The organism is Halogeometricum sp. S3BR5-2 (assembly GCF_031624635.1).
Taxonomy (GTDB): domain Archaea; phylum Halobacteriota; class Halobacteria; order Halobacteriales; family Haloferacaceae; genus Halogeometricum; species Halogeometricum luteum.
This window is the reverse complement of sequence record NZ_JAMQOQ010000002.1, coordinates 737,327-761,566: the sequence shown is the minus strand read 5'-3', so window position 1 is coordinate 761,566 and position 24,240 is coordinate 737,327. Positions and strand designations below refer to the sequence as shown.

Below are 24,240 nucleotides of genomic sequence, written 5' to 3'. Positions count from 1 at the left end.
CTCGGAGTAAAAGCGCTTACGGACCGAAGATTCGTCAACCGGCAAATGTAACGGATAAACGGCGGCCAGAATGCGATATTCGTCGAGAATCGGAGCGGAAATCGGCCGTTCGGTGACGGTTCTTCGACGGCGGGGCGAGCCGAGTCGGCGCCCGCGGAGTCGACGTCGACCCGCGCGGCGTCAGAGCGGCGGGATGATTGCCGGGTCGGGACCACCGAACAGCGTGATGAGTCCGAGCACCAGGGTGAGGACGACGCCGAGGAGGACGACGGTGCGGACCAGCCACAGCCACAGCGAGCCGATTCCGCCGCCGAAGCCGGTGCCGCGGAGGAGTTCCTCGACGGCCGGCCGGCCGAACACCCAGCCGACGAAGACGAGGATACCGAGCACCGACAGCGGCAGCAGCAGTTGGTAGGCGAGGGTGTCGAACCACGTCAGCCACGCGGTGTCCCACGCCGAGGGGAGGCCGAGGACGAAGATGGCGGCGCCGAGGCCGGCGGCCACCTGCGGTCGGGAGACGGCGTAGTTGTCGACGGCGTAGGAGACGACGACTTCCAGCAGGCTGATGGCCGACGACAGGGCGGCCACGAGGACGACGAGGAAGAAGACGAAGCCGACGACGCGGCCGAACGGGATGGTCGCGAAGGCACCGGCGACGCTGACGAACAGGGCGCCGGCCCCGCCGCTGCCGGGTTCGGCCCCCTGCGCGAACAGGAGGGGGATGACGACGAGTCCCGCGAGGATGCCGATGAGGCTGTTGAACACGACGATGGTGACGCTGTCGCCGAACAGGCTCTCGTCGCCGTCGATGTAGGAGGCGTAGGTTATCATCGCGCCCATGCCGAGCGACAGCGAGAAGAACGCCTGCGAGACGGCGAACGGGATGATTTCGGCGAGGGGACCGCTGAAGGCGACGAACGGGAAGGCGTTCGTGAAGACCACCGAGAGCCGAAGTTGGCTCAGGTCGGGCGAGAGGAAGTAGGCGTAGCCGGGACCGGACCCGGGGAGCGTGAACGCCCAGACGGCGAGGGCGACGAGGATGACGAGGATGCTCGGCACCATCAGCTTCGTCGCCCTCTCGATGCCGTCCTCGATGCCGAAGGCGACGATGCCGACGACCAGGGCCATGAAGACGGCGTGGAGGGCGACGGCCGGGAGGCCGGCGGAGACGGCGCCGAAGTACGCCGCGGCGTCGCCGAAGTACGCGCCGGTGAGACTGCCGCCGATGTAGCGGAGCACCCACCCGCCGACGACGCTGTAGTACGAGAGGATCCAAAAGCCCGTCAGCAGGCCGACGATGCCGACGACGCGCCAGTTGCGGTAGCCGAGTCGCTCGAACGCGCCGATGGTGTTGAGGTTGCTCTTCCGGCCGATGACGAACTCCGAGAGCATCGCCGGAAGCCCGATGCCGAACGCCGCCACGAGGTAGACGACGAGGAACGTCGCGCCGCCGTACTGCGCCGTCTTGAACGGGAACTGCCAGATGTTCCCGAGGCCGACGGCGCTACCGACGGCCGCGAGGATGAACCCCGCTCGCGTCGCCCACGTCTCTCGTTCGCTCATGTCTGTCTCTCCGTACCAGACGAAAACGTGATAAACAACACGATGTGCGTCCGAAATCGGCCGAGAAATCGACGGGTTCGCTCGTAGCCGTCCCCTGAAGAAACGTTCGTCCGTTTCTGTCGCTCCGCGGTGATGTGGGTGACTATATGTGCCGCGTCGGATGAGACCACTTACCGAACGCCGTTTCGTGCCGGGCGGGCACGTAGGCTTATGTCGGCGGCGTATCAGTGGTACCGTATGGCAGACGACTCCGAGACGACCCCCGACGCGACGCGTTCCCTGTCGACGCTCGGCCGCGTGCTGTTCGGCCTCGGTCTGGCGCTTCAGGCCTCCGAGGACTTCCGCGACATGGACGGGCAGGTAGAGTACGCCGAGTCCGCGGGCGTGCCGATGCCGGAACTGATGGCCCCGTTCGCCTCCGGGATGATGTTCACGAGCGGACTGCTCCTCGCGGCCTGGCGGCTTCCCCGCCTCGCGACGGGGGCCGTCGTCACGTTCCTCGCGGTGGTGACGACGACGATGCACGACTTCTGGAACGAGGAGGGCGACGCCAGCGGCGAGCGACTCGCGTTCTTCGGCAACCTGGCGATGTTCGGCGCGGCGCTGGTGTACCTCCGCGAGGCGTACCGCTGAGGCGGCGAACGCGAACGCGGTCGCTGCGCCCCCGACGCCGCACGCTCAGGTTCCGATTTTCGTCACGCCCAGAATCGCGCCGCACTCCGAACACTCCCACACCCTGCCGGTGCTGAACTTCGCCGCCGTGTCGCTCTCGACCACTTCCACTAGCTCCTCGCCGCAGTCGGGACAGTGACCCATGACGGCCGTTCCCGCAGTAGTGACAAATATCTGTCCGTTATGGGCGAACGGTCGACGCCCGCTCAGGGGACGAGCACGAGTTTCCCGACGAAACTGTCGTTGAGGACGGTGCGCTGGGCGTCGCCGGCCGCTTCGAGGGTGTAGGTGTCGTGGATGACCGGTTCGACGGTCCCGGAGACGAGGAGTTCGTTGAGGCGCGCAAGCACCTCGCTCGGGTCGGGCGTGTTGAACATCGACATGAACTGGTAGCGCAGTTCCTTCGACTTCGTGACGCCGATGTCGTCGAACCCGCCCTCGGCGGTGTCGTTGCCGACGCCGACGATGCGGGCGCCGTCGGCGGCGACGTTCGCGTTCAGTTGGAGGTAGCGGTCCATGTGGGTGTCGAGGACGACGTCGGGCGCGCCCGCCTCCGAGATGACCGACGAGAGGTCGTCGCGGCGGTAGTCGAAGACGGACTCGGCGCCGAGGTCACGAAGGGCGTCGTGGTGGTCGGGAGAGGCCGTAGCGAGGACGCGCGCGCCCATCGCCCCCGCCAGTTGGACGGCGACGTGCCCGACGCCGCCGCTCCCGCCGTGTATCAGCACCGTCTCGGCGGGTTCGACGGCCGCGTGGTGGACGAGGGCGCGCCACGCCGTCGTGCCGACGAGGGCGAGTGCGGCCGCGTCGGCCAACTCCGCGTCCTCCGAGAGATGCGCGAGCGAGTCGGCGGGTGCGGCCACCTGCTCGGCGTAGGTGCCCGGTCGGCCGTTGCCGAGGCCGGTGCCGAACACCCGGTCGCCGAGGGAGAATCGCTCGACGCCGTCACCGACGGAGACGACGGTGCCCGCGAGGTCCGACCCGGGGACGAACGGGAGACTCGGGACCGGGTACGCCCCCTCGCGGAAGTACGTGTCCACCGGGTTGACGCCGGCGGCGCCGACCTCCACGACGACCTCGCCGTACCCCGGTTCGGGTTCGTCCACGTCGTCGACGGTCAGTACGTCCGGGCCTCCGTGCTCGTGGAACCTGACTGCGCGCATCGGCCGTCGGTTCGACACCGGGCTTGATAAATGAGTGCGGCGGAGTGAACCCGTGCCCCCCAGAACGTGCCCCGACTGCGAGTTCGCCATGGACGAAGCCACGCACGAGACGACGAACGACGCGAACGGACTCCGCGTCGACGCCGGCGGCAGGGAACGGTTGCACGGCCGAGACGGGAACGAGGTGCAGGCCTACGTCTGCCCCGGGTGCGGCCTCGTGCGCCTCTACGCGGAGTGACGGCGCTCACCGGACCATGTACCCGCCGTCGACGACGACGGAGGCGCCGGTGACGTACCGCGCGGCGTCGCTGGCGAGGTAGACGACGGTCGGCGCCACGTCCTCCGGCGGCGCGATGTCCTCCATCAGCATCTCGCCCTTCCACACCTCGTCGATGTCGGGGTCGATGGCGTCGGCCTGGTCGGTGTTGTCGGTGCGGATGTAACCCGGCGCGACGGTGTTCACGCGCACGTCGTGTTCGGCCCACTCGGAGGCGAGTTGCCGGGTGAACGATTCGACGCCGCCCTTAGAGGCGTTGTAGGCGACCTGTCGCTGGGGGTAGTTGGCGATGAACGCCGACATCGAGGAGACGCTGACGATGCTCCCGCCGTCGCCGGCGCGCATCGGTTCGCCCGCGTACTTCGAGCAGAGGAAGACGCCCGTGAGGTTCGTCTCTACCACTCGGTTCCACTCCTCTAAGGTCATGTCCTCGATGCCCTCGTGGACGACGATACCGGCGTTGTTCACGAGGACGTCGACGTCGCCGAACTCCTCCAAAGTCGCGTTCACCATCGACCGCACCGAGTCCTCGTCGGCGACGTCGACGGGGACGGCCAGCGTCTCCGCGCCCGTCGCGTCGGCTATCTCCTCGGCGGCGACGGCCCCCGCGTCGGCGTTCCGGTTCGCCACGACCACGTCGGCGCCCGCCTCCGCGAGGGCCCCCGCGATGGCGCGGCCGATGCCGCGGTTGCCGCCGGTCACGATGGCCGTCTCGCCGTCGAGTCTGAATCTGTCGATGACTCCCATACCGAGGCGTCGACGGCGGGTGCCATAAGTTGTCGTCGTCGGCCGGTGTTCGGGGAGACGCCGCTGAACCGAACACCCTCACACGTGTCGCTGAGCGGAGAAACCGCCGGCGGGCGGGACTGGAAGGGGCCGGTCGCTCGGCGAGCGAGACGAAGTAAGGACCGCAGGAGCGAGCGAAGCGAGCGACGAGGACCGCAGCGAGTCGCAGCCGTCGAGCGACCGGGGGCTTCCGAACTGTTCTCGTCGTTGCGGTTCGCCGCGCTTCGGTTCGCTACACCTAGTCGTTCGTCACGACGAGTTTCCCGACGCTCTCTCGTTCCGCCATCGCGCGGAACGCCTCGCCCGTCTCTTCTAGGGAATACGTCTCGTCTATTTCCGGGGAGAACTCGCCGTCGGCGACGAGACCGACCAGTCGCTCCAACTCCGTCTGCGTGCCCATCGTGCTGCCGAGCACCTCTTTGTGCTGTAAGAACAACTGCGGGATGTCTATCTCCGAGTAGCGCCCCGCCGTCCGGCCGCAGACGGTCATCCGACCCCCGCGGCGGAGGGCGTCGAGGCCGAGTTGGGTGTACTCGCCGCCGAGATGGTTGACGACGGCGTCGGCCGGTCCCACGTCCGCGACGGCCTCGCGCAGTTCGTCGGGGTCGGTGCCCTCGACGGCGTGGTCGAGGCCCAACTCCGTCATCCGGTCGAGTTTCGACGCCGAGGAGGAGGTGCCGACGCTCCGCGCGCCGAGGGCGTTCGCGAGTTGGACGGCCGCGACGCCGACGCCGCCCGTCGCTCCCGGAACGAACACGAGGTCGTTCGCCCCCACCCCCGCTTTCCGGAGCATGTGGTAGGCGGTCATGTACGCGGTGGGGAGGGCGGCGGCCGTCGTGGTATCGACGGCGTCGGGCAGGGCGACGAGTCTGTCCGCCCGCACGCGCGCCCGTTCGGCGAGGCCGCCGTGGTACAGCGAGAAGTTCTCACAGAGGTTCTCCGGCCCCTCGCGGCAGAAGCGACACGTCCCGCAGGTCTCGTTCGGGCAGAGGACGACCCGGTCGTCCGGTTCGACGGCGGTCACGCCGTCGGCGACGGCGCGCACCGTCCCCGCCACGTCGAGACCGCTGACGAACGGGAGGTCGTCGGCGTCGACCATCGCGGAGTCGCCGTCGAGAATCCAGAGGTCGTGGCGGTTGATGGAACACGCGTCGACGTCGACGACGGCCTCGCCCGGCCCCGGTTCGGGGTCCGCTCGGTCGACCATCTCCACGCCGTCCGGTCCGGTCAGTTCGGCGAATGCTGCGGCGCGCATGACCCGGGGTTCGGACGCCGGGGCGTTAACGCTGGTTGCTGGTTCGGCTCCGCGGCCCGGTTCCGTTCCGTTCCCGCCTCGCGGTTGCGACTACTCGTGTCCGAGGACGGGCATCGGCTCGTAGGGCTCTTCGAGATACGCCACGTCCGAATCGGAGAGGTCCATCTCGACCGCCTCGACGGCCTCCTCCAGGTGTTCGACGCTCGACGTGCCGTAGATGGGCGCGGTCACGCCCTCTTTGTGGAGCAACCACGCCAGTCCGATCTGACTCATCGAGGCCCCCTTCTCGTCGGCGAGTTCCTGAACGCGCCCGTTGATCTCGCGGCTCTGCGGGGAGTCGTAGCGGCCCGCGGTCCGCTCGCGCATCTCGTCGGCCTCCTCGTGCGGGCGGGCGAGGTACCCCCCGGCCAGCGGCGACCACGGGATGACGCCGACGTCCTCCGTCTCGCAGAGCGGCAGCATCTCGCGCTCCTCTTCCCTGTACAGGAGGTTGTAGTGGTTCTGCATCGTCGCGAACCGCTCCAGCCCGAACCGCTCGGAGGTGTGGAGGGCGTCCGCGAACTGGTGGGCCCACATCGAACTCGCGCCGACGTAACGCGTCTTCCCGCGGCGCACCGCGTCGTCGAGGGCGCCCAGCGTCTCCCGAATCGGCGTCTGCGGGTCCCACCGGTGAATCTGGTAGAGGTCCACCGCGTCCATCCCGAGTCGGTCGAGGGAGTTCTCCAACTCCTGCTCGACGGTCTTCCGCGAGAGGCCGCCGGAGTTCGGGTCGTCCTCGCGCATCTGTCCCCACACCTTCGTCGCGACCACCTGCTCGTCCCGGTCGTGCTCGGAGAGCGCGCTGCCGAGGATGCGTTCGGAGTCGCCGTTCGAGTAGATGTTCGCGGTGTCGAAGAAGTTGATTCCGAGCTCTATCGCGCGGTCGATGACCTCCGTCGCCCGCTCCTCTCCGACGGTCCACTCGAACATCTCGCCGCCCTCGGCCGGGTCGCCGAAGCTCATACAACCGAGACAGAGTTTGGACACTTTCGTCCCCGTGTCGCCCAGAGTGGTGTACTCCATGCCCCGGCCTGCGGGCGCCCCCGTGATAGCCCTTCGAGTGCTCCCCGATATTGTCCGCTTGTCGCCGTTCCCACCGCCCCCGCCCGACGCCGACAGGTCAGTTCTCGCGGGTGTTCGGCGGGAGTTAGCGCCACCTATCGGTACCGGATGAACGGGATTTAAGCGCGCGTCATTCGCACACAGGAACGCATGAAACTCCACGAGTATCAGGCGAAGGATATCTTCGCCGAGGCGGGGATTCCCGTGCCCGAGTCCCGCCTCGCGGCGTCGGTCGACGAAGTGATGGTGGCTGTCGAGGATATCGGTTACCCCGCCGCGATCAAGGCGCAGGTCCACGTCGGCGGCCGCGGCAAGGCGGGCGGCATCAAGATAGCGACGAGCGAGGAGGAGGCCCGCGAGGCCGCCGAGGACATCCTCGGCATGGACCTCAAGGGCTACACCGTCGAGAAGGTGCTCGTCGAGGCCGGCGTCGACTTCGAGAACGAACTGTACGTCGGCGTCACGATGGACCGCGGCGAGGGCGAACCCGTGGCGATGGTCTCGACGCAGGGCGGCGTCAACATCGAAGAGGTCGCAGAAGAGAACCCCGACGCCATCGCGCGCGAGCACATCGACCCCGCGTTCGGCCTGCACCCCTACCAGGCGCGAAAGGTCGTCTACGACGCGGGCATCGACCGCGACGTGGCGAACGACGTGGCGTCCATCCTGACGACGCTGTACGACCTCTACGAGGAGAAGGACGCCTCCGACATCGAGATAAACCCCGTCATGATCACGTCGGACGGCGACATCGTCGCGGCCGACGCCGTCATGAACATCGACGACGACGCCCTGTTCCGACAGCCAGACCTCGCGGAGATGGAGGACGAGGCGGCGGAGGACGACCTCGAACGCAAGGCCAACGACTACGGCTTCGACTACGTCCGCCTGTCGGGTAACGTCGGCATCATCGGCAACGGCGCCGGTCTCGTGATGACGACGCTGGACCTCGTCGACCACTACGGCGGCGAACCCGCGAACTTCCTCGACATCGGCGGCGGCGCGAAGGCCGAACGCGTGACGAACGCCCTCGACATGGTGTTCTCCGACGAGAACGTCGACGCCGTCGTGTTCAACATCTTCGGCGGTATCACCCGCGGCGACGAGGTGGCCAAGGGCATCAACGAGGCGCTCGAAGCGTTCGACGAGATACCGAAGAAGGTGGTCGTCCGACTGGCGGGCACCAACGCGGAGGAGGGCATGGAGATTCTGAACACCGACCTCGTGGAGGTCGAGAAGACGCTCGAAGACGCGGTCCAACGGGCCGTCGAGAACGCACAGGAGGCGAACCAATGAGCATACTGGTCGACGACGACACGCGCGTGGTTGTACAGGGCATCACCGGCGGCGAGGGCAAGTTCCACACCCAGCAGATGGTGGAGTACGGCACGAACGTCGTCGCCGGCACCTCGCCCGGCAAGGGCGGTCAGGACGTCGACGGCATCCCCGTCTACGACACGGTCGACGAGGCCGTCGAGGAGGAGGACGCCGACGCCTCCGTCGTCTTCGTCCCGCCGGCGTTCGCGGGCGACGCCGTCTTCGAGGCCCTCGACACGGACCTCGACCTCGTGGTCGCTATCACCGAGGGCATCCCGACGCAGGACATGGCGAAGGTGAACAAACGGCTGACGGAGGTCGACACGCGCCTCCTCGGACCGAACTGCCCCGGCATCATCACGCCCGACGAGGCGAAACTCGGCATCCTGCCCGGCAACATCTTCGAGTCCGGTAACGTCGGTCTCGTCTCCCGGTCGGGGACGCTCACCTACCAGGTCGTCTCGAACCTCACCGACCGCGGCATCGGCCAGACGACGGCCATCGGCATCGGCGGCGACCCCATCATCGGCACGTCGTTCGTCGACGCCCTCGAACTGTTCGAGGCCGACGAGGACACCGACGCCGTCGTGATGTGCGGTGAAATCGGCGGCGAGGACGAGGAGCAGGCCGCCCACTACATCGCCGAGAACATGGACACGCCCGTCGCGGGCTTCATCGCGGGCCGCACCGCGCCGCCGGGCAAGCGCATGGGCCACGCCGGCGCCATCGTCTCCGGGTCCGGTACCGGTACCGCAGAGTCGAAGATTTCCGCGCTCAACGACGCCGGCGTCCCCGTCGGCGACACGCCGAACGAAGTCGCCGAACACGTCGAAGACTTCCTGTAGACCGCTCGGGAATCTCGACTCGACCCGCGCGACTCGACCGATTCACTTCTTTCGGCGCTCGAATCCGGCTACGGCTCACTTCGTTATCTTCGCCAGACAGACGCCGCAGAAGCGGGTGTACTCGGGGTTCGGCGCGCCGCACCGAGAGCACGTCGGCCCGCCGCCGACCGCCCGCCCGTCCCGTCGGTCCCTCCCGTCGGCGTCCGACCCCGGCAGCGACGGCGCGAACGCGCGCCACGCCCCGCGGTTCGACCGTCGGTTCCCCTTTCGGTCGTCCGACCCGCGCCCGTTCTCGCCCTCGTACTCGTCCATCTGCAACAGCACCTGTTCGACGAACGGGTCGTCGCGGAGGCGTTCGAGGCCGCGGACGAGTCCGACGTACAGCAGGGTGGGTGCGACGATGCAGAACGCCGACAGGAAGAGCGCGAACCCGACCTGCCAATCCATAGGAGCGCCAAGGGGTAGACGGACTTGTCTCTATCGCCGGTTGCGAACGCGACCGCTTGGAGTCGGCGCACGCGCCCGGAACGGCCGTTCGCACGATTCGAGACCGAGAACGCCGACGCGGGCGAACGGGTCGCCGCCGAGAAATCGACGGACTGCGCGGCGTCCGTTCGAACTCCGTGTGCGGACGAACGGTATATATGATAAAATTAGTTTCAGGAATCACTGATAGTCTCAGACGCTGCGAACGAATGTGACGTTTAAGAATACTAACTACTACTGGTGAGCTATGAGGACCGACCGTACGACGCCCGCGACGCCCGACTCGCTCCCGGAGGCCATCGTGTCGCTGGTCGCGGAGTTAGACGGCGTCGCAGTCACCGACATCCCGCCGCTCGCGTCCGTCGTCGACCCGGACGCCCTCGTCGCCCTGTTCGACGGACCCGACGAGACCGTCGCGAGCGAAGTCGAGTTCGACTACGCGGGCTACCGCATCCACCTCCGCGGCGACGGCGACGTGCAGGTGCTCGAAGCGACGCCCGTGAAACGCTGCGACGCCAACTGAGTCTCGACGGCGCCGCCCGCTCCCGACTGTCCCGATAGTCACGACACTCTCGTGTCAATACGGACGATACGGCGGCGACACCGTGCAATCGCACGCGTCCGCGCCGCCGGTGACGGGCGCGTGCCGACGTCCCCGCCGACGCCGCCGCGGGCCGCCCGGCCCGACGGTTCGGCCCTCCCTCGCCCCCGCCGTCGTCGGCGGACGGACCGAAGTCGCCCGGTTCGGTCCGCCCGCTCCGACGGCCCCCTTCCGCCGACGCCCTCCGCGTCGGCCCCCGCCGACCGCTCGGCCCTCCGACTCTTCCGAAGGTTCATGTAGGCCTTCGAACCACTCCGACTATGGACAGCGGACTCCCCTCCGGCCGACGGGTGCACATCGCACCTCTCGGGTACGAGCGCGACCGCGTCGTCGAACCCGTGCGCACCGAGGCCGCGGACGTGGTCTACCTCCTCGTCGACGACCCCGACCGGACCGACGCCGAGTGCGGCGACGTGGACGCCGACGCCGACTGGTCCTCCCCCGACGCGGAGAACGTCCCGTGGACGGCCGCGACGCCGTACCAACGCGCCGTGCGCGAGGAACTCGACTCGCTCTGCGAGGCGCGGGGCGTCCCCGTCGACGTCCACAACGTCTACGACGTGATGGGCGTCACCACCACCGTCGCCGCCGCGCACGCCGACGACCAGGTGTTCGTCAACATCTCCTCGGGGACGAACGTCGCCGCCGTCGGCGCCGCCATCGCCTGTATGACCACCGCCGCCCTCCCCTACAGCGTCGAACCGGAGTCCTACGGTCACGACGTCGACGCCGAACCGCTCTCGCGGGGCGTCGCCAGCATCGACCGCGTCCCCGACTACCCCATCGAGGCGCCGACGCGCGAGCAGGTGCACATCATGGGCTACCTGTACGAACAGACCGTCGAGAAGCCGTACACGCTGAACAAGCGGAGTCTCATCCAGCGCGCGAACGACTACGGGCTCCCCTTCCTCGCGAACTACTCGACGGAGAGCAGGCAGTCGGAGTACCGCCGCCTCGACGCCGCCATCGTCGACCCCTTGGTCGAGAAGGGGTACGTCCGGCTCGAACCCGCGGGCAAGCGGAAGAACGTCGTCCTGACCGACACGGGCGTCAGCGTCTACCGGGCGTTCCAGCACAAGGTGCGGACGGACTGACGGCCCGGAGTCCCCGTCGAATCCCTCCGCCCGTTCGCAAACGTCATCCCCGCCGAACCGCTAGGGCGGACAACGACGCCCGTCCGCACCCCGGGCGGGAGCGTACTCCCAATGGCTCCGAAACTCACTCGCCGTCGCCTCCTCGGGACGCTCGGCACCGGCGCGCTCGCGAGCACCGCGGGCTGTATGAGCGCGCTCGGGTTCGAGACGCAGTCGGCGTGGCGCGACCCGCCGCTGGTCGAGAACCGCCCGGACGCCGTCTACGTCCCCGCCATCACCGAGGGGATGAAGATGTACGGAAAGCAGACCGCCGGCCCGTACGGCGTGGCGCTGACGTACTCGTACCCGCACCGCTTCTGGACGCTCACGGGCACGGAGTTCTCGAAGACCGTCGTCGAGTCCGACGACTCGATACACCTCATGGTGTCGCTGTGGGACGCCGAGACGGGCATGGTCCTCCCCGTCGACTCCGGTCTCACCATCGAAATCCTTCGGGACGGGAACCTCGTCAGCGAGGAGATAGCCTACCCGATGCTCTCCCAGCAGATGGGGCTGCACTACGGATCGAACTACGCGCTGGACGGCGAAGGGAGCTACGAGGTGACCGTCCGCGTCGGCGGCGTCTCCCTCCGCCGAACCGGCGCGTTCGAGGGGCGCTTCGGGCAGGCCGAGACGGCGACCTTCGATATCGAGTTCGACACGGACGAACTGTACGACGTGCCCCTCACGAACCCCGAGAACCCGGGGTCCCGGGGAGCCATCTCCCCGATGGAGATGGCGAACGTCCCCGTCGGCCGCGCGCCGGACCCCGAGTCGCTGCCGGGTCGACACCTCGGGCGGGCGACGAGCGGCGACGCCGTCTTCCACGCGTTCGCCCTCGACGCCGACCGCTTCGGCGACGGCACCTACCTCTACGTCTCCCCGCGGACGCCGCACAACGGAATCGTCCTGCCGATGATGGGGCTGACGGCGACGGTCTCGCACGATAGCGGAACGACGGAGACCGACCTGACCCGAACGCTCGACCCCGAACTCGGATACCACTACGGGACGAGCGTCGACTCGCTCGACGCGGGCAACGAGGTGCGCGTCGCCGTCGCGGTGCCGCCGCAGGTGGCGCGCCACGACGGCTACGAGACGGCGTTCGTGGAGATGGAACCGACGACGTTCACCGTCCCGTCATGAGGGGGATACACCGGAGCGAGCGAACGCGGGAACGGGAACGGAAAGCCTCAGGCGGGTCTGAAACGAAGCACGAGGCAAGTCCATGACGGAGACGACGCGCGGCGCGGCGGACCGGCAGGCGGGTGCGGGCGCGGACGCGAACGAGGGTGCGGACCCGGACCCGGACGCCGCCTCGAACGCGTCCGGAGGCCACGCCTGCCGGGTGTGTGGGCGGGCGTTCCCGGAACCGAAACTGCTCGTCCTCCACCGCGGCGTCCGCCACGCGGGCGCGCTCACCGACGGGGAGAAGGAGGCCTACGTCGAGGCGTATCGGGAGGAAGAGGCCGCGCTGCACTCCTTCCGCATCCGGGCGCTGGCCGTGCTTGTCGTCCTCTACTTCGGCGTCCTGTTCCTCTACATCGGCTTCGCGGGGTGACCCGAACGTGAGCGCCTCCTCTCCCTCCCGGTCCTCCACTCGCCGCCGCCTCGTCGGCCGCGCGCTGAGCCTCTGTCTGGCCGTCGTCGGCCTCCTCCTCCTCGCCCGCGGCGTCGCCGCCAGCAACGCCGCCGTCGGCCTCGGACAGGCCTCCCGCGACCCGCTGAGCGTCCCGCGGTGGCTCTACGTCGCCACCGGCGGCGTCACCATCGGCGCCTCCGCCCTCCTCGCCAGTTTCGTCACCGACCGCCGGTTCGTCCTCTCCATCCACCGCCGGCAGGAGACGCTGCCCGACGCCGAGACGGCGTACTGCGTCGCCGCGGGCGCGTTGAAGCTCCTCGGCCTCGTCCTCCTCGCCCTCGTTGTCTACCGGGGGCTCGTCGGCCCGCAGATACCCACCGTCAACCTCGCCGTCGTCGTCGTCTTCGCCGGGATGCGGGCCGGGCTGACGATGTTCGCGTACCTCGTCGGTAACCCCTGGCCCGCGCTGAACCCGTGGCGGACCGTCGCCGAGCGACTGCCGAACGGCTTCCTCGATTACCCCGAGCGGTTCGGTCGCTGGCCCGCCGTCGCCGGCCTCCTCGCCCTCGTCTGGGTGGAGACGACGACGCCGGTGACGAACGACCCGGAGCTGCTCGCCGCGGCCGTGGCCGCCTACTCCGTCCTCACCGTCGCCGGCGCCCTCGCCGTCGGCGTCGACGACTGGTTCCGGAACGTCGACCCCGTCTCGGTGTTCTTCGCGTTCTACGGGCGCGCCGCCCCCGTCTCGCGGGCGGACGGCCGCCTCCGACTCCGCCTGCCGGGGATGCGACTCGTCGGCGACGACGGGTACGGCGACGAGAGCGGGAGCGAGTCCGCCGACCCGACCTGGGGGATGGACGACGTCGCGTTCGCCGTCGCCCTCGTCTGGGAACTCACCTACAGCGGGTTCGTGACCACCGCGCAGGGCGGGGCGTTCGTCCGCGCCCTCGTCGGCGTCGGCCTCCCGGCCGTCGTCGTCTACGGCGGCCTCTTCCTCGCCGGCTTCGCGGCGTTCTACGGCGCGTACGTCCTCGCGGCCCGCGTGTCGGCCGACCGCCTGCGGACGTACCGGGAAGCGCGCGAACTCGCCGTCCGCTTCGCGCCCGCGCTGCTCGCCATCGCGGCCGGCTACCACCTCGCGCACTACCTCGCCTTCTTCGTCTCGCTGTCGCCGTCGCTCCTCGCCGTCCTCGCCTCGCCGCTGTCCGTCCCGCCGAACCCGCTCGTCCTCACGCTGCCGGCGTGGGTGGGCGCGCTCAACATCGGGTTCGTCCTCGGCGGCCACCTGCTCGCCATCTGGGTGGCGCACTCCACCGCCTACCGCCTGTTCCCGAGTCGGTTGCAGGCCATCGAGAGCCAGTATCCGTTCGTCTTCGTGATGATGGCGTACACCGCCATCAGCCTCTGGCTCATCTCGCTGCCGACGGCGTCGCCCCCGTTCCTCCCCTGAGCGGCGACGCCGAGGCGGAATCGGTTCCGTCCCCGCGATGTCGCTTCCGCAACCGCTTTGACCCCGGACCGTCAGGCGTACGAGGGAAACATGCTCCTCGCCGGAACCGTCATCGCCGACTCATCGACACTCATCGACGACGGCGCCGTCGTCGTCGAGGCGGACCGAATCGTCGCCGTCGGCGAGCGAGCGACGCTGACGGAGAACCACCCGGACCACGAGGTGCGGGAGTTCGACCTCCTGACGCCGGGACTCGTCGGCGGCCACGTCCACTCCGTCCAGAGCCTCGGACGCGGCATCGCCGACGACACCTCGCTGCTCGATTGGCTGTTCGACCACGTCCTCCCGATGGAGGCGTCGCTGGACGCAGAGGGGATGCGGACGGCCGCGGAGTTGGGCTACCTCGAACTGCTGGAGAGCGGGACGACGACGGCGATAGACCACCTCTCGGTGGCCCACGCCGAGGAGGCGTTCGAGGCGGCGGGCGAACTCGGAATCCGGGGCCGACTCGGGAAGGTGCTGATGGACCAACGCGCCCCCGACGGACTGACCGAGGACACCGACGACGCCCTCGCGGAGACGGAGCGACTCATCCAGACGTACCACGGGTCGTTCGACGACCGGATTCGGTACGCCGTCACGCCGCGGTTCGCCGTCAGTTGCACCGAAGACTGCCTCCGCGGCGCGCGCGAACTCGCCGACCGGTACGACGGCGTCACCATCCACACCCACGCCAGCGAGAACACGGACGAGGTGGCGACGGTGGAGGAAGACACCGGAATGCGAAACATCGAGTGGCTCCACGAGGTCGGACTGACGGGCGAGGACGTGGTGCTGGCCCACTGCGTCCACACGACGGAGGCCGAACGGGAACTGCTCGCGGAGACGGAGACGAACGTCACCTACTGCCCGTCCTCCAACATGAAACTCGCCTCCGGCGTCGCGCCGATACCCGACTACCTCGACCGGGGAATCACGGTCGCACTGGGGAACGACGGCCCGCCGTGCAACAACACGCTGGACCCGTTCACCGAGATGCGGCAGGCCAGCCTCCTCCAGAAGGTCGAGGAGATGGACCCCACGACGACGCCCGCGGGGGCCGTCTTCGAGATGGCGACGCTCGGCGGCGCGCGGGCCGCCGGGTTCGAGGACGTCGGAGCGCTCCGGGAGGGGTGGAAGGCGGACGTCGTCGCCCTCGACACCGACATCACCCGCGCGACGCCGCTGCACGACGCGCTCTCGCACCTCGTCTTCGCCGCCCACGGCGACGACGTGACGTTCACGATGGTCGACGGCGAAGCCGTCTACGACGAGGCGTTCGGCGGCCTCCAGACCGCCGACGCCGACGACATCCGCCGCCGCGCCCGCGAGGTGGAGTTCGAGGGGAAGCCGGTCTGAGCGGTCACACCGCCTCGTGGTCGGCGACCCACGCCTCGTCCTCGCGCCGCACGTCGGAGACGGTGCGGAACCGGAGCCGCCGCTCCTGTTTCGTCACGACGGGAAAGTCGTAGTGTTCGGCCTCGTAGCCCGGTGGACTCCCCTGCTCGCGTCGCTCCGCGACGAACTCCCGGTGGGCGTCGAGTCTGTCGGCGACGACGGCGCGCGAGAGGGCCGGGGCGCGCCTCGCCCGAGTATCGAACGCCTCGACGAACGCCCGTTCGAGTTCGTAGCCCACCGAGTCGCGCCCGGCGACCATCGCGGCCAAGGAGGTGGTGCCGGTGCCGAAAAAGGGGTCCAAGACGGTGTCGCCGTAGACGGAGTACATGTTTATCAGTCGGTAGGGGATGTCGAACGGGTACGCCGCCGTCCGGTCTCTGAGTTCCTCGTCCGGCGACTCGCCGGTGCCCGCGTTCGTGCTCGCGTTCGCGCCCGCGCTCGCACCCTCGGCGTCCCCGCCGTCGCTCGAAATTCCCGAAGCGTCGAACCGCTTCGCCGCCTCGGTCACGCGCTGGTCGGTGCCGGCCACGTCCGTCCAGACGTCGGTGAACCACGCGTTCCGCTCCTCCCAGAAGTACGCCGACTCGTAGCGTCGGTCCGCGCCGGGGTCGAACGACCGCGACCCGGCGCCGTTGCGGAACACCAGCACGTACTCGTGCTCTAAGGTGACGTAGGCGTTCGGCGGGAGCATGCCGCTCCCCATGAACTTCGCGGCGCTGTTGGTCGGTTTCCGCCACAGCACGTCCGGGAGCGGCTCGAATCCGAGGTCGGTGAACGCGTCGAGCACGCGGGCGTGATTCGGGTAGACGCGGAAGCTGTCGCCGACCGTCCGCGTCGCGTCGCCGACGTTCACGCAGGCGATGCCGCCCGGAACGAGGACGCGCCGGAGTTCGGCCCACACCTCGTCCAGAACGCGGTGCATCGCCTCGAACGCCGCCTCGCCGTCGCCGTCTTCGAGCGCCGGTCCGACGCCGTCTGTGAGGTTCGAGAAGAGGTCGTCCCACATCTCCACCATCGGGTACGGCGGCGAGGTGACGACGAGTTCGACGGCGTCGTCCGTGAGGCCGCTCATCTCCCGCGCGTCACCGACGACGGCCCGATGTCGAGACTCCACGCTGCCGACGCTACGTCGGTGCGTCTGATATAACCTCGCACTCCCGGCGTCCGCCGCCGCGTCGAGCGACGGCCGAGAGCGGGTCGGCCGCTACGCGTCCTCGTCGTCGGCCTCGGCGTCGGCCTTCATCTCGCCCAGTCGGTCGACGAGGGCGTCCGTCGACACGTCGCTCTCGACGTTGACCTCCCCGTCGTGTTCGTGCTCGTGGGCGTCGACGCCCTCGGCCGCTTCCTCCTCGTCGTTCGACTGTTGACGCTCCTGCTCGGATTCGTCGTAGCTTCCGAAGCCCATGCGCGTCGGTTGCGGAGTCGCACTGAAGAACCAACCGATGTCCGACGTTCTCCGTGCTCGCCGCTCTCACACCTCGCTCGCCTCCGCCGCCCGGTGGGTTTCGAGCCACCGGTCGACGTAGCGGTCGACGGCCTCCGACAGCGGAACCCCCGCCTCGGCGACGGTGCGCGCGAGCGAAGCCCGCGTCTCCTCGGTCAGGTCGGCGTCGTCCCCGCCGAGTTCGCGCTCGAACTCGGAGACGAGCCACCGCAACTCCGCGAGTTTCCGGTACGTGTCGTCCCGCGAGAGCAGTTCGTACTCGTGGTGGGTCATCTCGCCCGCCTCGGCGCGGCTTCGCTCGTCCTCGTACGGCTTCAACCCCGCGTACTGGAACCGGTTCTGGAAGCTCACACCGCTACGGACGCGCCGCGAGGCTATGTCGCCGCTGCTTGAGTGTGCCGGGTGAGGTCGGAGCGGAACCGATTCAGACGTTGTCGGCCCGCTTCAGGACCTTCACCGCCGCCTCGTGCCCGGAGAACTTCCCGGTCGGCCGCTCGCCTCGGACGGCGCTGAACGCCGCCGGGTTCGACTCCGTCCCCGCCCGTCCGCGCGCGGAGAACTTCGCGTCCTTCGCGCCGTAGTCGAGTTTCACGACGACCGACTCGCCCTCGTACCCGTCGGGGGCGTCCAGTTCCTGCACGCGGCTGTCGACGAGGACGGCGGGACGTCCGCCGTCGTCGCCGTCCTCCTCGAACGCGCCCGCCGCGACCTCTCCGGTGACCAGTTCGTAGACGTCGTCCCCGTGTTCTATCCGCGCGCCGAACCCCGGCGTGTCCACCGAGACGACGACCTCCGGGTCGAAACTTCCTCGTTCCATGTGCAATCGACCGGGCAGCGTCACATGACGCTGTCGGCCCCCGCCGCGCTCCCCGCGGAAACTGCGGGCGTCGACAACTGATAACAGATTCTGAGACTGTACGACGTGTATATGTATTTTTAGAACTGTATATCCGTTGATGCATCTGGTGGACGAGATATACTGGCGGCTCGACGGGACGAGCGATACGATCAGTATCACGACCAGCAAGCCGGTGTACGAACGGATGGACGTCGACAAGGCGCGGGAGGTCCGCGACGCGCTCTCGGAACTGATCGCGGAACTGGAAGCCCGCGAGGACGACTGAGTCGGACGGAGACGACGACCCGGAGGCGAGCACTTCCGAGGCGACGCCGGCCCGTACGGAGAGTTGGTCGCGCGGTGGAGGAGAGAGAACGAGTAGCGAGCACCGGAGCGGTCAGTCGTCGCGCGCGAACGCCGGCCTGCTCCGTGTTCCTTCACGAGGATGGGAAAACGAGTGGGTTGGGGCGGATTACGAACCACGAGGACTTCGCTTCGCTCGTCCTCTGGGCTCGAATCCTCGGCGATCACACACTTCGGCATACGCTCCTCGCTTCGCTCGTCGGTAGCGCCGAAGAGAAGTGGGTTGGGGCGGATTCGAACCGCCGGCCTGCTCCGTGTGAAGGAGCCGTCATAACCTGGCTAGACCACCAACCCAGGCAGAAAAACGTATCTTCGGGTGAGACTTAACCGTTCTGTTTCGGTCTCACTCGGCGGCGCCGCCGCGGTAGCGCTTCACCCGTCCGCGCGCCTCTCGGATGGCCTTCTTGCCGCCGCGTTCGGCGCGGACGGGCACGCTCCGGAGTTCCGTCTCCAGACGCTCGCGTCCGGTCGGTTCCGGTTCGGCCGCTCGCTCCCGTCCGACGGCCCGACGAACCCGCCGTTCGAGCGGCGCGGCCTCCTCGCGCAGTCCGACCGCGAGATGCTCGCCGGCCCGTCGGAGGTAGTACCAGGCGTCCTCGAAGTGTCGATTCATACGCGTCGATAGACCGGCGGCGGATAAAAGAATTATGCGAGTAGTTACCAAGGACGGTTTAGGCCAACCAAAACCGAAGCGTTTTAGTGTTTGTTAGGCGTGCCTAAAACCGATGCGGCGCCGGTCCGTCGGTGTCCATCGAGCGTCTATCCCAACGTGGCCGACCGTGGGCATCATCACCGTCGGTCCACACCCTATAGTAGCGTTCGCAAGTCTTCAGTCCTCGACCGCACGACACTGTGCGGTCGGATGAGTAATCAGTTGCGAACGCTACTATATCACTCAGTCGTACGTCGGCGACTCCTCGGGTACTCCGTCCCGCTTGTTCACCAGCCGCGCGAACACGAACAGCGCGTCCGACAGCCGGTTGAGGTAGCGAATCGCCTCCGCGTTCACCGGTTCCTCGTCCGCGAGAGCGACGGCGCGGCGCTCCGCCCGGCGCGTCACCGCCCGCGCGTGGTGGAGTTTCGCCCCGGCGTCGCCGCCGCCAGGGAGGACGAACGACCGGAGCGGTTCGAGTTCCTCGTCGGCCTCGTCGATGTACGCCTCCACCTGCTCGACGTGGTCGGCGCGGACGACGGGGGCGTCCTCGTCGGGGTCCGGGTTGGCGAAGTCGGCCTGCACGACGTGGAGGTGGTTCTGTATCCGCTCCAGTTTCTCGTCCACGTCGTCGTATCCGGTCGGGCGGACGCTCCCGACCAGCGCGTTCGCCTCGTCGACGGTGCCGTACGCCTCGATGCGGGCGTTCGTCTTCGACACCCGCGACATGTCGCGCAGGTCGGTCTTCCCCTCGTCGCCACGACCGGTGTAGATGGTCATGCCGCGAGCGTCTTCTCGACGTACTGCAGGATGTTCTCGGACTCGCCCATCGTCACCCCGCGGTCGTGGTCCACGAGGACCGGCACCGCGCGCTGGCCGCTCACGCGCTTGACCTCGTCGCGCTCGGAGTGGAGCGCACCGACCCACTCCGTCTCGTACTCGACGCCGCCGTCCTCGAGGGCGTCGTGGACTTTCTCGCAGTACGGACAGCCGTCCAGAGCGTACAGCGTGATGCTCATGTACGGGCGTTCGGACTCCGCGCGCAAAGAGATTTGGCCGCCGGCAGCGCGGGCCGCGTAACCCTCACGAACGACCGGAACGAACGCTCTCTCGTGTCAGAAGCGTTAATCGGGGCGTTCGAGTAAGGCGTGTATGATCGACGTCGAGGAGACGTACATCGAGAACCGCGTGTTGGTTCACCCCAACGACACGAACAACTACGACATGGCCCACGGCGGCAACGTGATGAAGTGGATGGACGAGGTGGGCGCGATGTCCGCGATGCGCTTCGCGGGCGAGACGTGCGTCACCGCGCGGATGGAGAGCGTCAACTTCCACCGCCCCATCCCGCGCGGCGACGCCGCCCTCATCGAGTCGTACGTCTACGAGGCCGGACAGACCAGCGTGAAGGTCCGCCTCCGCGTCTTTCGGGAGGACCCCCTCACCGGCGACACGGAACTCACCACCGAGTCGTACTTCGTATACGTCGCCGTCGACGAGGACGGCGACCCGACGGAGGTGCCCGAACTGGAGACCAACACCGAGTACGGCCGCGACCTCGTCGAGACGGCCCTCGAAGGCGAGGCCGAGTCGAACGGGCGCGACGAGTAAGGCGAGGAAACGCGACATCCCCCGCCCCGAATCTCGCGTCCGATAGCGGCGGCGAACCGTTTATGTGTCTGAGTGACAAGTAGCGTTCGAAGAGGGAAATCCGTGACCGCACCACTCCGCACGCTCGTCGAGGAAGTCGAAGCGTCCTCGCAGACGCTCTCCATCGTCAACTACGACGGGTCCGAGGCAACGAAGAACCGCATCGTCTCGTACTTCGAACCGCAGCACGTGCAGGTGAGAGACGGCGTGTCGGCGCCGTCGCTGCCGGCCGACTTCGCCGTGTTGCACGACGACGACTCGTTCGTCGCCGCCGCCGCGGTGGACGAAATCGGCCGCCATCTCTCCGGGGAGGCCTACCTCGGAGCCGGCGAGTTCGGGTCCGCCGAGCGACCCGCCATCCTTCGGCACGTCGACGACCGGACGTTCACGAGTTACGACCGCCGCCGGATGACGCTCGCCTCCCGCGAGATAGAGTCCTACGCCTACCACGCGGGCGCGGGTGAGATACACGCCGGGTTCCAGCGCCTCTCGGTCCTGCGCCCGCAGGCGAGAATATACGAGCGAATCGCCGAATCGGGGGTCGACGTGCACGTTTACGGCGCCCCAGACGCGGACGCCCCCGAACCCGTGGTCGCGCACGCCTCCGAGGACGCGGAGATTCTGGGCTCGTGGTTCGTCGTCTACGAGGGCGAGGACCCGGGCGACGCGCGCGCCCTCGTCGCCGTCGAGACGGACGCCGACGTCGGGGAGTTCTCGGGCTTTTGGACGTACGAGACCGAGACGGTCGAAGCCGTCCTCGAACGCCTTCGCGCGGAGTACCCCGCCTCGTCGACGGTGAGCGACGTCGAAGCACCGGCGGACGACTGAACCGCGGCGCGGTGGGTCGACGCCCTGTCCGCGCCGCGAGCGCTCGCTCCCCCGCCAGCGTTTGCCACCTCGGGAACGACTTTTGCGGTCGGCGTCGGACGCGCGTACGTGCCCGTCACAATCGGCATCCACCCGTCCGTCGCCCGCATCGTGCCGCCCGAACGCCTCGAATCGGAACTGGCCGACGCCGCCTCCGACGCGACGGTCCGCGTCCTCGACGGCCGCGGCGACGGCAGGGGCGGCAGGGACGCCACCGTCGACCCGGCCTCGGTCGGTAACTCGCTGGACGTCGTCGCCTCGTTCGGCTTCGAGGAGTGGTTCCTCGACGCCGGTCTGGACTGGATTCACGTCGTCCGCGCCGGTCACGACGAGTTCCCGGTCGACGCCCTCCGCGAACGGGGAATCGCGCTGACGAACAGTTCCGGCATCCACGGCGCCCCCGTCGGCGAGACGGTCCTCGGCTATATGCTCCAGTTCGCCCACGGTCTGCACCGCTACCGCGACGACCAACTCGACCGCGAGTGGAATCCCCGGCCGTGGGGCGAGTCGTTCACGCTGGAGGGCGAACGCGTCTGCGTCGTGGGCTTGGGTACGCTCGGCCGCGGTATCGCCCGCCGCGCGGACGCCGTCGGCATGTCGGTCGTCGGCGTGCGCCGGACGCCCGCGCCCGTCGACCACGTCGCGGAGCGCTACTCGCCCGAGAACCTCCGGGAGGCGGTTTCGGACGCGCGGTTCGTCGTCCTCGCGGTGCCCCTGAACCCGGCGACCGAGGGACTGTTCGGCGCCGCGGAACTGGCGGCGATGCGCGAGGACGCCTACCTCGTGAACGTCGCGCGCGGCCCCGTCGCGGACCAGTCGGCCGTCGTCGACGCCCTCGAATCCGACGCCATCGCCGGCGCCGCTCTCGACGTGACCGACCCCGAACCCCTCCCCGCCGAGTCGCCGCTGTGGGGGATGGAGAACGTCGTCGTCACCCCGCACGCCTCAGCCGCCGACGAGGCGTTTCCCGAACGGGTCGCCGACATCGTCGGGGAGAACGTCCGCCGCCTCCGGGATGGCGAGTCGCTGGCGAATCAGGTGGTCTGAGGGCGACGGGAGGGTTCCGGCCTCAGTGCCCGATGGCCCACGGATAGCCGCCGGTCGCCCGACTCCGGGGCGGGGCGCCGCTCCCGCCTCCGCCCGCCCCGCCGGACCCGCCGTCCGAACCGGGGCCGTCGGCCGCGTCGACCGCGAGCACGTCGTCGACGCGGAGCACCGCCGAGACGGTCTCCAGCGCGGTCGCGAGGGTCGAATCGAGGACGGACGGCGGTTCCAGCACGCCCGCCTCGACCATCTCCCGGAGCGCCCCCGACCGGCCGACGCCGACGGTCGAGTCGCCCTCGTGATGTCGGGTTCTGAGTTCCACCAGCGCGTCGACGGGGTCGCGGCCGGCGTTCCTCGCCAACTGGCGGGGTATCGCCTCCAGCGAGTCGGCGAACGCCTCGACGGCCGCCTGCTCCCGGCCGCCGACGGCGCGCGCGTGCGACGAGAGGTCGCCTGCGAGGGCCGTCGCCGCCGCGCCGCCGCCGGCGAGGACGCCCCCGTCGCGCAGGGCCCCCCGGACGAGCGCCAGGCAGTCCTCGACGATGCGCTCCGTCTCCTCGGCGACGTGCGGCGTCCCGCCGCGGAGCAACAGCGTCGCCCGCGACTCGCCCGCCCCGCCCGTCGCGGCGAGGGCGTCGGCCGTCCCGACGGTCCGCCGGCGAACCTCGTCCGCGCGTCCGAGGTTCTCGCGAGCGAGGTCGGTGACGGACATCACCGGGTCGGCGCCCGTCGCGCGAGCGAGGGCGTCGAACTCGTCCCGACGGGTGCGCTCGACGACCAAGACGCCCGCGCGGGCGAGTTCCGACCGCACCGCCCCGTCGACGGACTTCTGGCAAAACAGGACGTCGGCGCCCGCCTCCGAGAGCGTCCGGACGGCCTCTGTTCGGACTGACCGCTCGTGCTCGCGGAGGGCGTCGAGTTCCTCGGGCCCGTTGAGGCCGAGCGACCCCGTCCCGCGAGGCGTCTCGACGGTCAGTTCGGCGTCGAGCATCGCCACTCGCGCGTCGACGAGCGTCCGCGGTCCCTCGACGGCGCCGTCCTCGACGCCCGTCGAGGAGGTGTCGGTGTCGACGAGGACGCCGTCGAGGAGCGCCGACTCGCGGAGTTCGCCGCCGGGGTAGGCGCACAGGTCGAGGCGGGACGCGTCGAAGTCGACGGCCCGGAGGCCGGAGACGGCGAGGCCGGCGAACCGCTCCGCCGCCGCGTCGTCCCACCGGCCCGTGACGGCCGCCTTCGCCACGCTCCGCAGGCGCTCCCCGTCGCTCGCGCCGACCGCGAGTTCGTGGGTCGGAAGCCGTTCACGGGCGCGGGCCGCCGCCAGCGCGTACCCCTCGACGACCGTCGTCGCGTGGTAGCCGTCCCCGACGAGCGACGCCGCCGCCGAGAGCAGTTCGTCGACGAGGAGCAGCGTCCCCGTCGCGCCGTCGCCGACGCGCGCTCGCTGGGTCCGGACCGCCCGCGACAGCACCCGCGCGACCGGGTCCTCGACGTCGAGTCGGTCGAGGACGCGCGCGCCGTCGTTCGTGACGACGACGGTGCCGTCGGAACCGACGAGCATCTTGTCGCGGCCGTTCGGCCCGAACGTCGAGCGGACGGTGCCCGCCAGCGCCCGCGCGGACTCGGCGGGCGTCGGAGCAGGTTCGCCGGCGTCGTCCGCTTTTCTTTCCGCTTCTCGGAGGGGCGACCGCGCTACGTCCGACATCGGAGCGCCGGA

Annotated in this window: 29 protein-coding genes and 1 tRNA gene; 14 read left to right on the top strand and 16 right to left on the bottom strand. The window is 69.2% G+C overall.

All coding sequences use genetic code 11. The features are described 5' to 3' along the window. Positions 1-180: 180 nt before the first annotated feature. Positions 181-1,563 (bottom strand): sodium-dependent transporter, encoded by a 1,383-nt coding sequence (locus NDI79_RS10450; protein ID WP_310928406.1) that lies wholly within the window; start codon positions 1,561-1,563, stop codon positions 181-183. A gap of 237 nt (positions 1,564-1,800) precedes the next feature. On the opposite strand from NDI79_RS10450, the gene NDI79_RS10445 reads away from it, so the two are divergent. Then, on the top strand, positions 1,801-2,196 hold the full coding sequence (locus NDI79_RS10445) for a DoxX family protein (protein WP_310928405.1): 396 nt from the start codon (positions 1,801-1,803) through the stop codon (positions 2,194-2,196). A 45-nt stretch (positions 2,197-2,241) separates the two neighbouring features. On the opposite strand, the gene NDI79_RS10440 is transcribed toward NDI79_RS10445, so the two are convergent. Both NDI79_RS10440 and NDI79_RS10435 read right to left on the bottom strand, forming a co-directional pair. Next, positions 2,242-2,379, bottom strand: coding sequence for a hypothetical protein (locus tag NDI79_RS10440; protein WP_310928404.1), 138 nt, complete (start codon positions 2,377-2,379; stop codon positions 2,242-2,244). Between the two features lie 62 nt (positions 2,380-2,441). Then, on the bottom strand, positions 2,442-3,398 hold the full coding sequence (locus NDI79_RS10435) for an NADPH:quinone reductase (RefSeq protein WP_310928403.1): 957 nt from the start codon (positions 3,396-3,398) through the stop codon (positions 2,442-2,444). A 52-nt stretch (positions 3,399-3,450) separates the two neighbouring features. Here NDI79_RS10435 and NDI79_RS10430 point away from each other — a divergent pair, with 52 nt between their 5' ends. After that, a complete protein-coding gene (locus NDI79_RS10430) occupies positions 3,451-3,636 on the top strand; it encodes a hypothetical protein (protein ID WP_310928402.1) in 186 nt (61 codons plus the stop codon). 6 nt (positions 3,637-3,642) lie between these two features. On the opposite strand, the gene NDI79_RS10425 is transcribed toward NDI79_RS10430, so the two are convergent. From NDI79_RS10425 to NDI79_RS10415, 3 genes are all read right to left on the bottom strand, one after another. Further along, positions 3,643-4,422, bottom strand: coding sequence for an SDR family NAD(P)-dependent oxidoreductase (locus NDI79_RS10425; RefSeq protein ID WP_310928401.1), 780 nt, complete (start codon positions 4,420-4,422; stop codon positions 3,643-3,645). A gap of 277 nt (positions 4,423-4,699) precedes the next feature. Continuing rightward, a complete protein-coding gene (locus NDI79_RS10420) occupies positions 4,700-5,716 on the bottom strand; it encodes an alcohol dehydrogenase catalytic domain-containing protein (RefSeq protein ID WP_310928400.1) in 1,017 nt (338 codons plus the stop codon). 90 nt (positions 5,717-5,806) lie between these two features. After that, entirely contained in the window at positions 5,807-6,778 is a 972-nt protein-coding gene (locus tag NDI79_RS10415) for an aldo/keto reductase (protein ID WP_310928399.1), read from the bottom strand. Positions 6,779-6,949: 171 nt separating this feature from the next. On the opposite strand from NDI79_RS10415, the gene sucC reads away from it, so the two are divergent. Both sucC and sucD read left to right on the top strand, forming a co-directional pair. Beyond that, positions 6,950-8,113 (top strand): ADP-forming succinate--CoA ligase subunit beta, encoded by a 1,164-nt coding sequence (gene sucC, locus NDI79_RS10410; protein ID WP_310928726.1) that lies wholly within the window; start codon positions 6,950-6,952, stop codon positions 8,111-8,113. Continuing rightward, entirely contained in the window at positions 8,110-8,979 is an 870-nt protein-coding gene (gene sucD / locus NDI79_RS10405; protein WP_310928398.1) for a succinate--CoA ligase subunit alpha, read from the top strand. Before sucC ends, sucD begins: the two co-directional genes overlap by 4 nt. A gap of 75 nt (positions 8,980-9,054) precedes the next feature. Here sucD and NDI79_RS10400 read toward each other — a convergent pair whose 3' ends face one another. Next, complete coding sequence (locus tag NDI79_RS10400) at positions 9,055-9,426, bottom strand: zinc ribbon domain-containing protein (protein WP_310928397.1); 372 nt, start codon at positions 9,424-9,426, stop codon at positions 9,055-9,057. Between the two features lie 286 nt (positions 9,427-9,712). On the opposite strand from NDI79_RS10400, the gene NDI79_RS10395 reads away from it, so the two are divergent. From NDI79_RS10395 to NDI79_RS10370, 6 genes are all read left to right on the top strand, one after another. Next, positions 9,713-9,988: a HalOD1 output domain-containing protein gene (locus NDI79_RS10395; RefSeq protein ID WP_310928396.1), complete on the top strand. Its 276-nt coding sequence runs from the start codon at positions 9,713-9,715 to the stop codon at positions 9,986-9,988. A gap of 338 nt (positions 9,989-10,326) precedes the next feature. After that, on the top strand, positions 10,327-11,160 hold the full coding sequence (locus NDI79_RS10390) for an HFX_2341 family transcriptional regulator domain-containing protein (protein ID WP_310928395.1): 834 nt from the start codon (positions 10,327-10,329) through the stop codon (positions 11,158-11,160). A 111-nt stretch (positions 11,161-11,271) separates the two neighbouring features. Next, complete coding sequence (locus NDI79_RS10385) at positions 11,272-12,345, top strand: DUF7350 domain-containing protein (protein ID WP_310928394.1); 1,074 nt, start codon at positions 11,272-11,274, stop codon at positions 12,343-12,345. An 82-nt stretch (positions 12,346-12,427) separates the two neighbouring features. Continuing rightward, a complete protein-coding gene (locus NDI79_RS23580; RefSeq protein WP_425499596.1) occupies positions 12,428-12,760 on the top strand; it encodes a DNA-binding protein in 333 nt (110 codons plus the stop codon). Between the two features lie 7 nt (positions 12,761-12,767). Continuing rightward, positions 12,768-14,231, top strand: a complete 1,464-nt coding sequence (locus tag NDI79_RS10375) for a hypothetical protein (protein WP_425499595.1) — start codon at positions 12,768-12,770, stop codon at positions 14,229-14,231. Between the two features lie 90 nt (positions 14,232-14,321). Then, positions 14,322-15,629 carry a 5'-deoxyadenosine deaminase gene (locus NDI79_RS10370; RefSeq protein WP_310928393.1) on the top strand — a complete coding sequence of 436 codons (1,308 nt, stop codon included), beginning with the start codon at positions 14,322-14,324 and terminating at the stop codon, positions 15,627-15,629. A gap of 4 nt (positions 15,630-15,633) precedes the next feature. On the opposite strand, the gene NDI79_RS10365 is transcribed toward NDI79_RS10370, so the two are convergent. The 4 genes from NDI79_RS10365 to NDI79_RS10350 form a co-directional block, all read right to left on the bottom strand. Beyond that, a complete protein-coding gene (locus NDI79_RS10365) occupies positions 15,634-16,782 on the bottom strand; it encodes a DNA-methyltransferase (RefSeq protein ID WP_425499594.1) in 1,149 nt (382 codons plus the stop codon). 90 nt (positions 16,783-16,872) lie between these two features. Then, positions 16,873-17,073, bottom strand: coding sequence for a DUF5786 family protein (locus NDI79_RS10360; protein ID WP_310928392.1), 201 nt, complete (start codon positions 17,071-17,073; stop codon positions 16,873-16,875). Between the two features lie 66 nt (positions 17,074-17,139). Further along, on the bottom strand, positions 17,140-17,463 hold the full coding sequence (locus tag NDI79_RS10355; RefSeq protein WP_310928391.1) for a hypothetical protein: 324 nt from the start codon (positions 17,461-17,463) through the stop codon (positions 17,140-17,142). Positions 17,464-17,536: 73 nt separating this feature from the next. Continuing rightward, a complete protein-coding gene (locus tag NDI79_RS10350) occupies positions 17,537-17,929 on the bottom strand; it encodes a hypothetical protein (RefSeq protein WP_310928390.1) in 393 nt (130 codons plus the stop codon). 139 nt (positions 17,930-18,068) lie between these two features. Between NDI79_RS10350 and NDI79_RS10345 the strand changes: the two genes are divergently transcribed. Then, positions 18,069-18,236 (top strand): hypothetical protein, encoded by a 168-nt coding sequence (locus NDI79_RS10345; protein ID WP_310928389.1) that lies wholly within the window; start codon positions 18,069-18,071, stop codon positions 18,234-18,236. 296 nt (positions 18,237-18,532) lie between these two features. Here NDI79_RS10345 and NDI79_RS10340 read toward each other — a convergent pair. The 4 genes from NDI79_RS10340 to NDI79_RS10325 all read right to left on the bottom strand — a co-directional run bounded on the left by NDI79_RS10340 (position 18,533) and on the right by NDI79_RS10325 (position 19,984). After that, positions 18,533-18,607 (bottom strand) — tRNA-Val (locus NDI79_RS10340). 49 nt (positions 18,608-18,656) lie between these two features. Beyond that, positions 18,657-18,926, bottom strand: a complete 270-nt coding sequence (locus NDI79_RS10335; protein WP_310928388.1) for a DUF7553 family protein — start codon at positions 18,924-18,926, stop codon at positions 18,657-18,659. Between the two features lie 282 nt (positions 18,927-19,208). Next, positions 19,209-19,745 carry a cob(I)yrinic acid a,c-diamide adenosyltransferase gene (locus NDI79_RS10330; protein ID WP_310928387.1) on the bottom strand — a complete coding sequence of 179 codons (537 nt, stop codon included), beginning with the start codon at positions 19,743-19,745 and terminating at the stop codon, positions 19,209-19,211. Next, on the bottom strand, positions 19,742-19,984 hold the full coding sequence (locus NDI79_RS10325; protein ID WP_310928386.1) for a glutathione S-transferase N-terminal domain-containing protein: 243 nt from the start codon (positions 19,982-19,984) through the stop codon (positions 19,742-19,744). Before NDI79_RS10325 ends, NDI79_RS10330 begins: the two co-directional genes overlap by 4 nt. A 133-nt stretch (positions 19,985-20,117) precedes the next feature. Between NDI79_RS10325 and NDI79_RS10320 the strand changes: the two genes are divergently transcribed. The 3 genes from NDI79_RS10320 (at position 20,118) to ddh (ending at position 22,529) form a co-directional block, all read left to right on the top strand. After that, positions 20,118-20,576 carry an acyl-CoA thioesterase gene (locus NDI79_RS10320; protein WP_310928385.1) on the top strand — a complete coding sequence of 153 codons (459 nt, stop codon included), beginning with the start codon at positions 20,118-20,120 and terminating at the stop codon, positions 20,574-20,576. Positions 20,577-20,678: 102 nt separating this feature from the next. Beyond that, positions 20,679-21,443 carry a DICT sensory domain-containing protein gene (locus tag NDI79_RS10315; RefSeq protein ID WP_310928384.1) on the top strand — a complete coding sequence of 255 codons (765 nt, stop codon included), beginning with the start codon at positions 20,679-20,681 and terminating at the stop codon, positions 21,441-21,443. 108 nt (positions 21,444-21,551) lie between these two features. Next, positions 21,552-22,529 (top strand): D-2-hydroxyacid dehydrogenase, encoded by a 978-nt coding sequence (gene ddh / locus NDI79_RS10310; protein WP_310928383.1) that lies wholly within the window; start codon positions 21,552-21,554, stop codon positions 22,527-22,529. A gap of 22 nt (positions 22,530-22,551) precedes the next feature. Here ddh and NDI79_RS10305 read toward each other — a convergent pair whose 3' ends face one another. Next, positions 22,552-24,228, bottom strand: coding sequence for a TCP-1/cpn60 chaperonin family protein (locus tag NDI79_RS10305; RefSeq protein WP_310928382.1), 1,677 nt, complete (start codon positions 24,226-24,228; stop codon positions 22,552-22,554). Between the last annotated feature and the right edge of the window lie 12 nt (positions 24,229-24,240).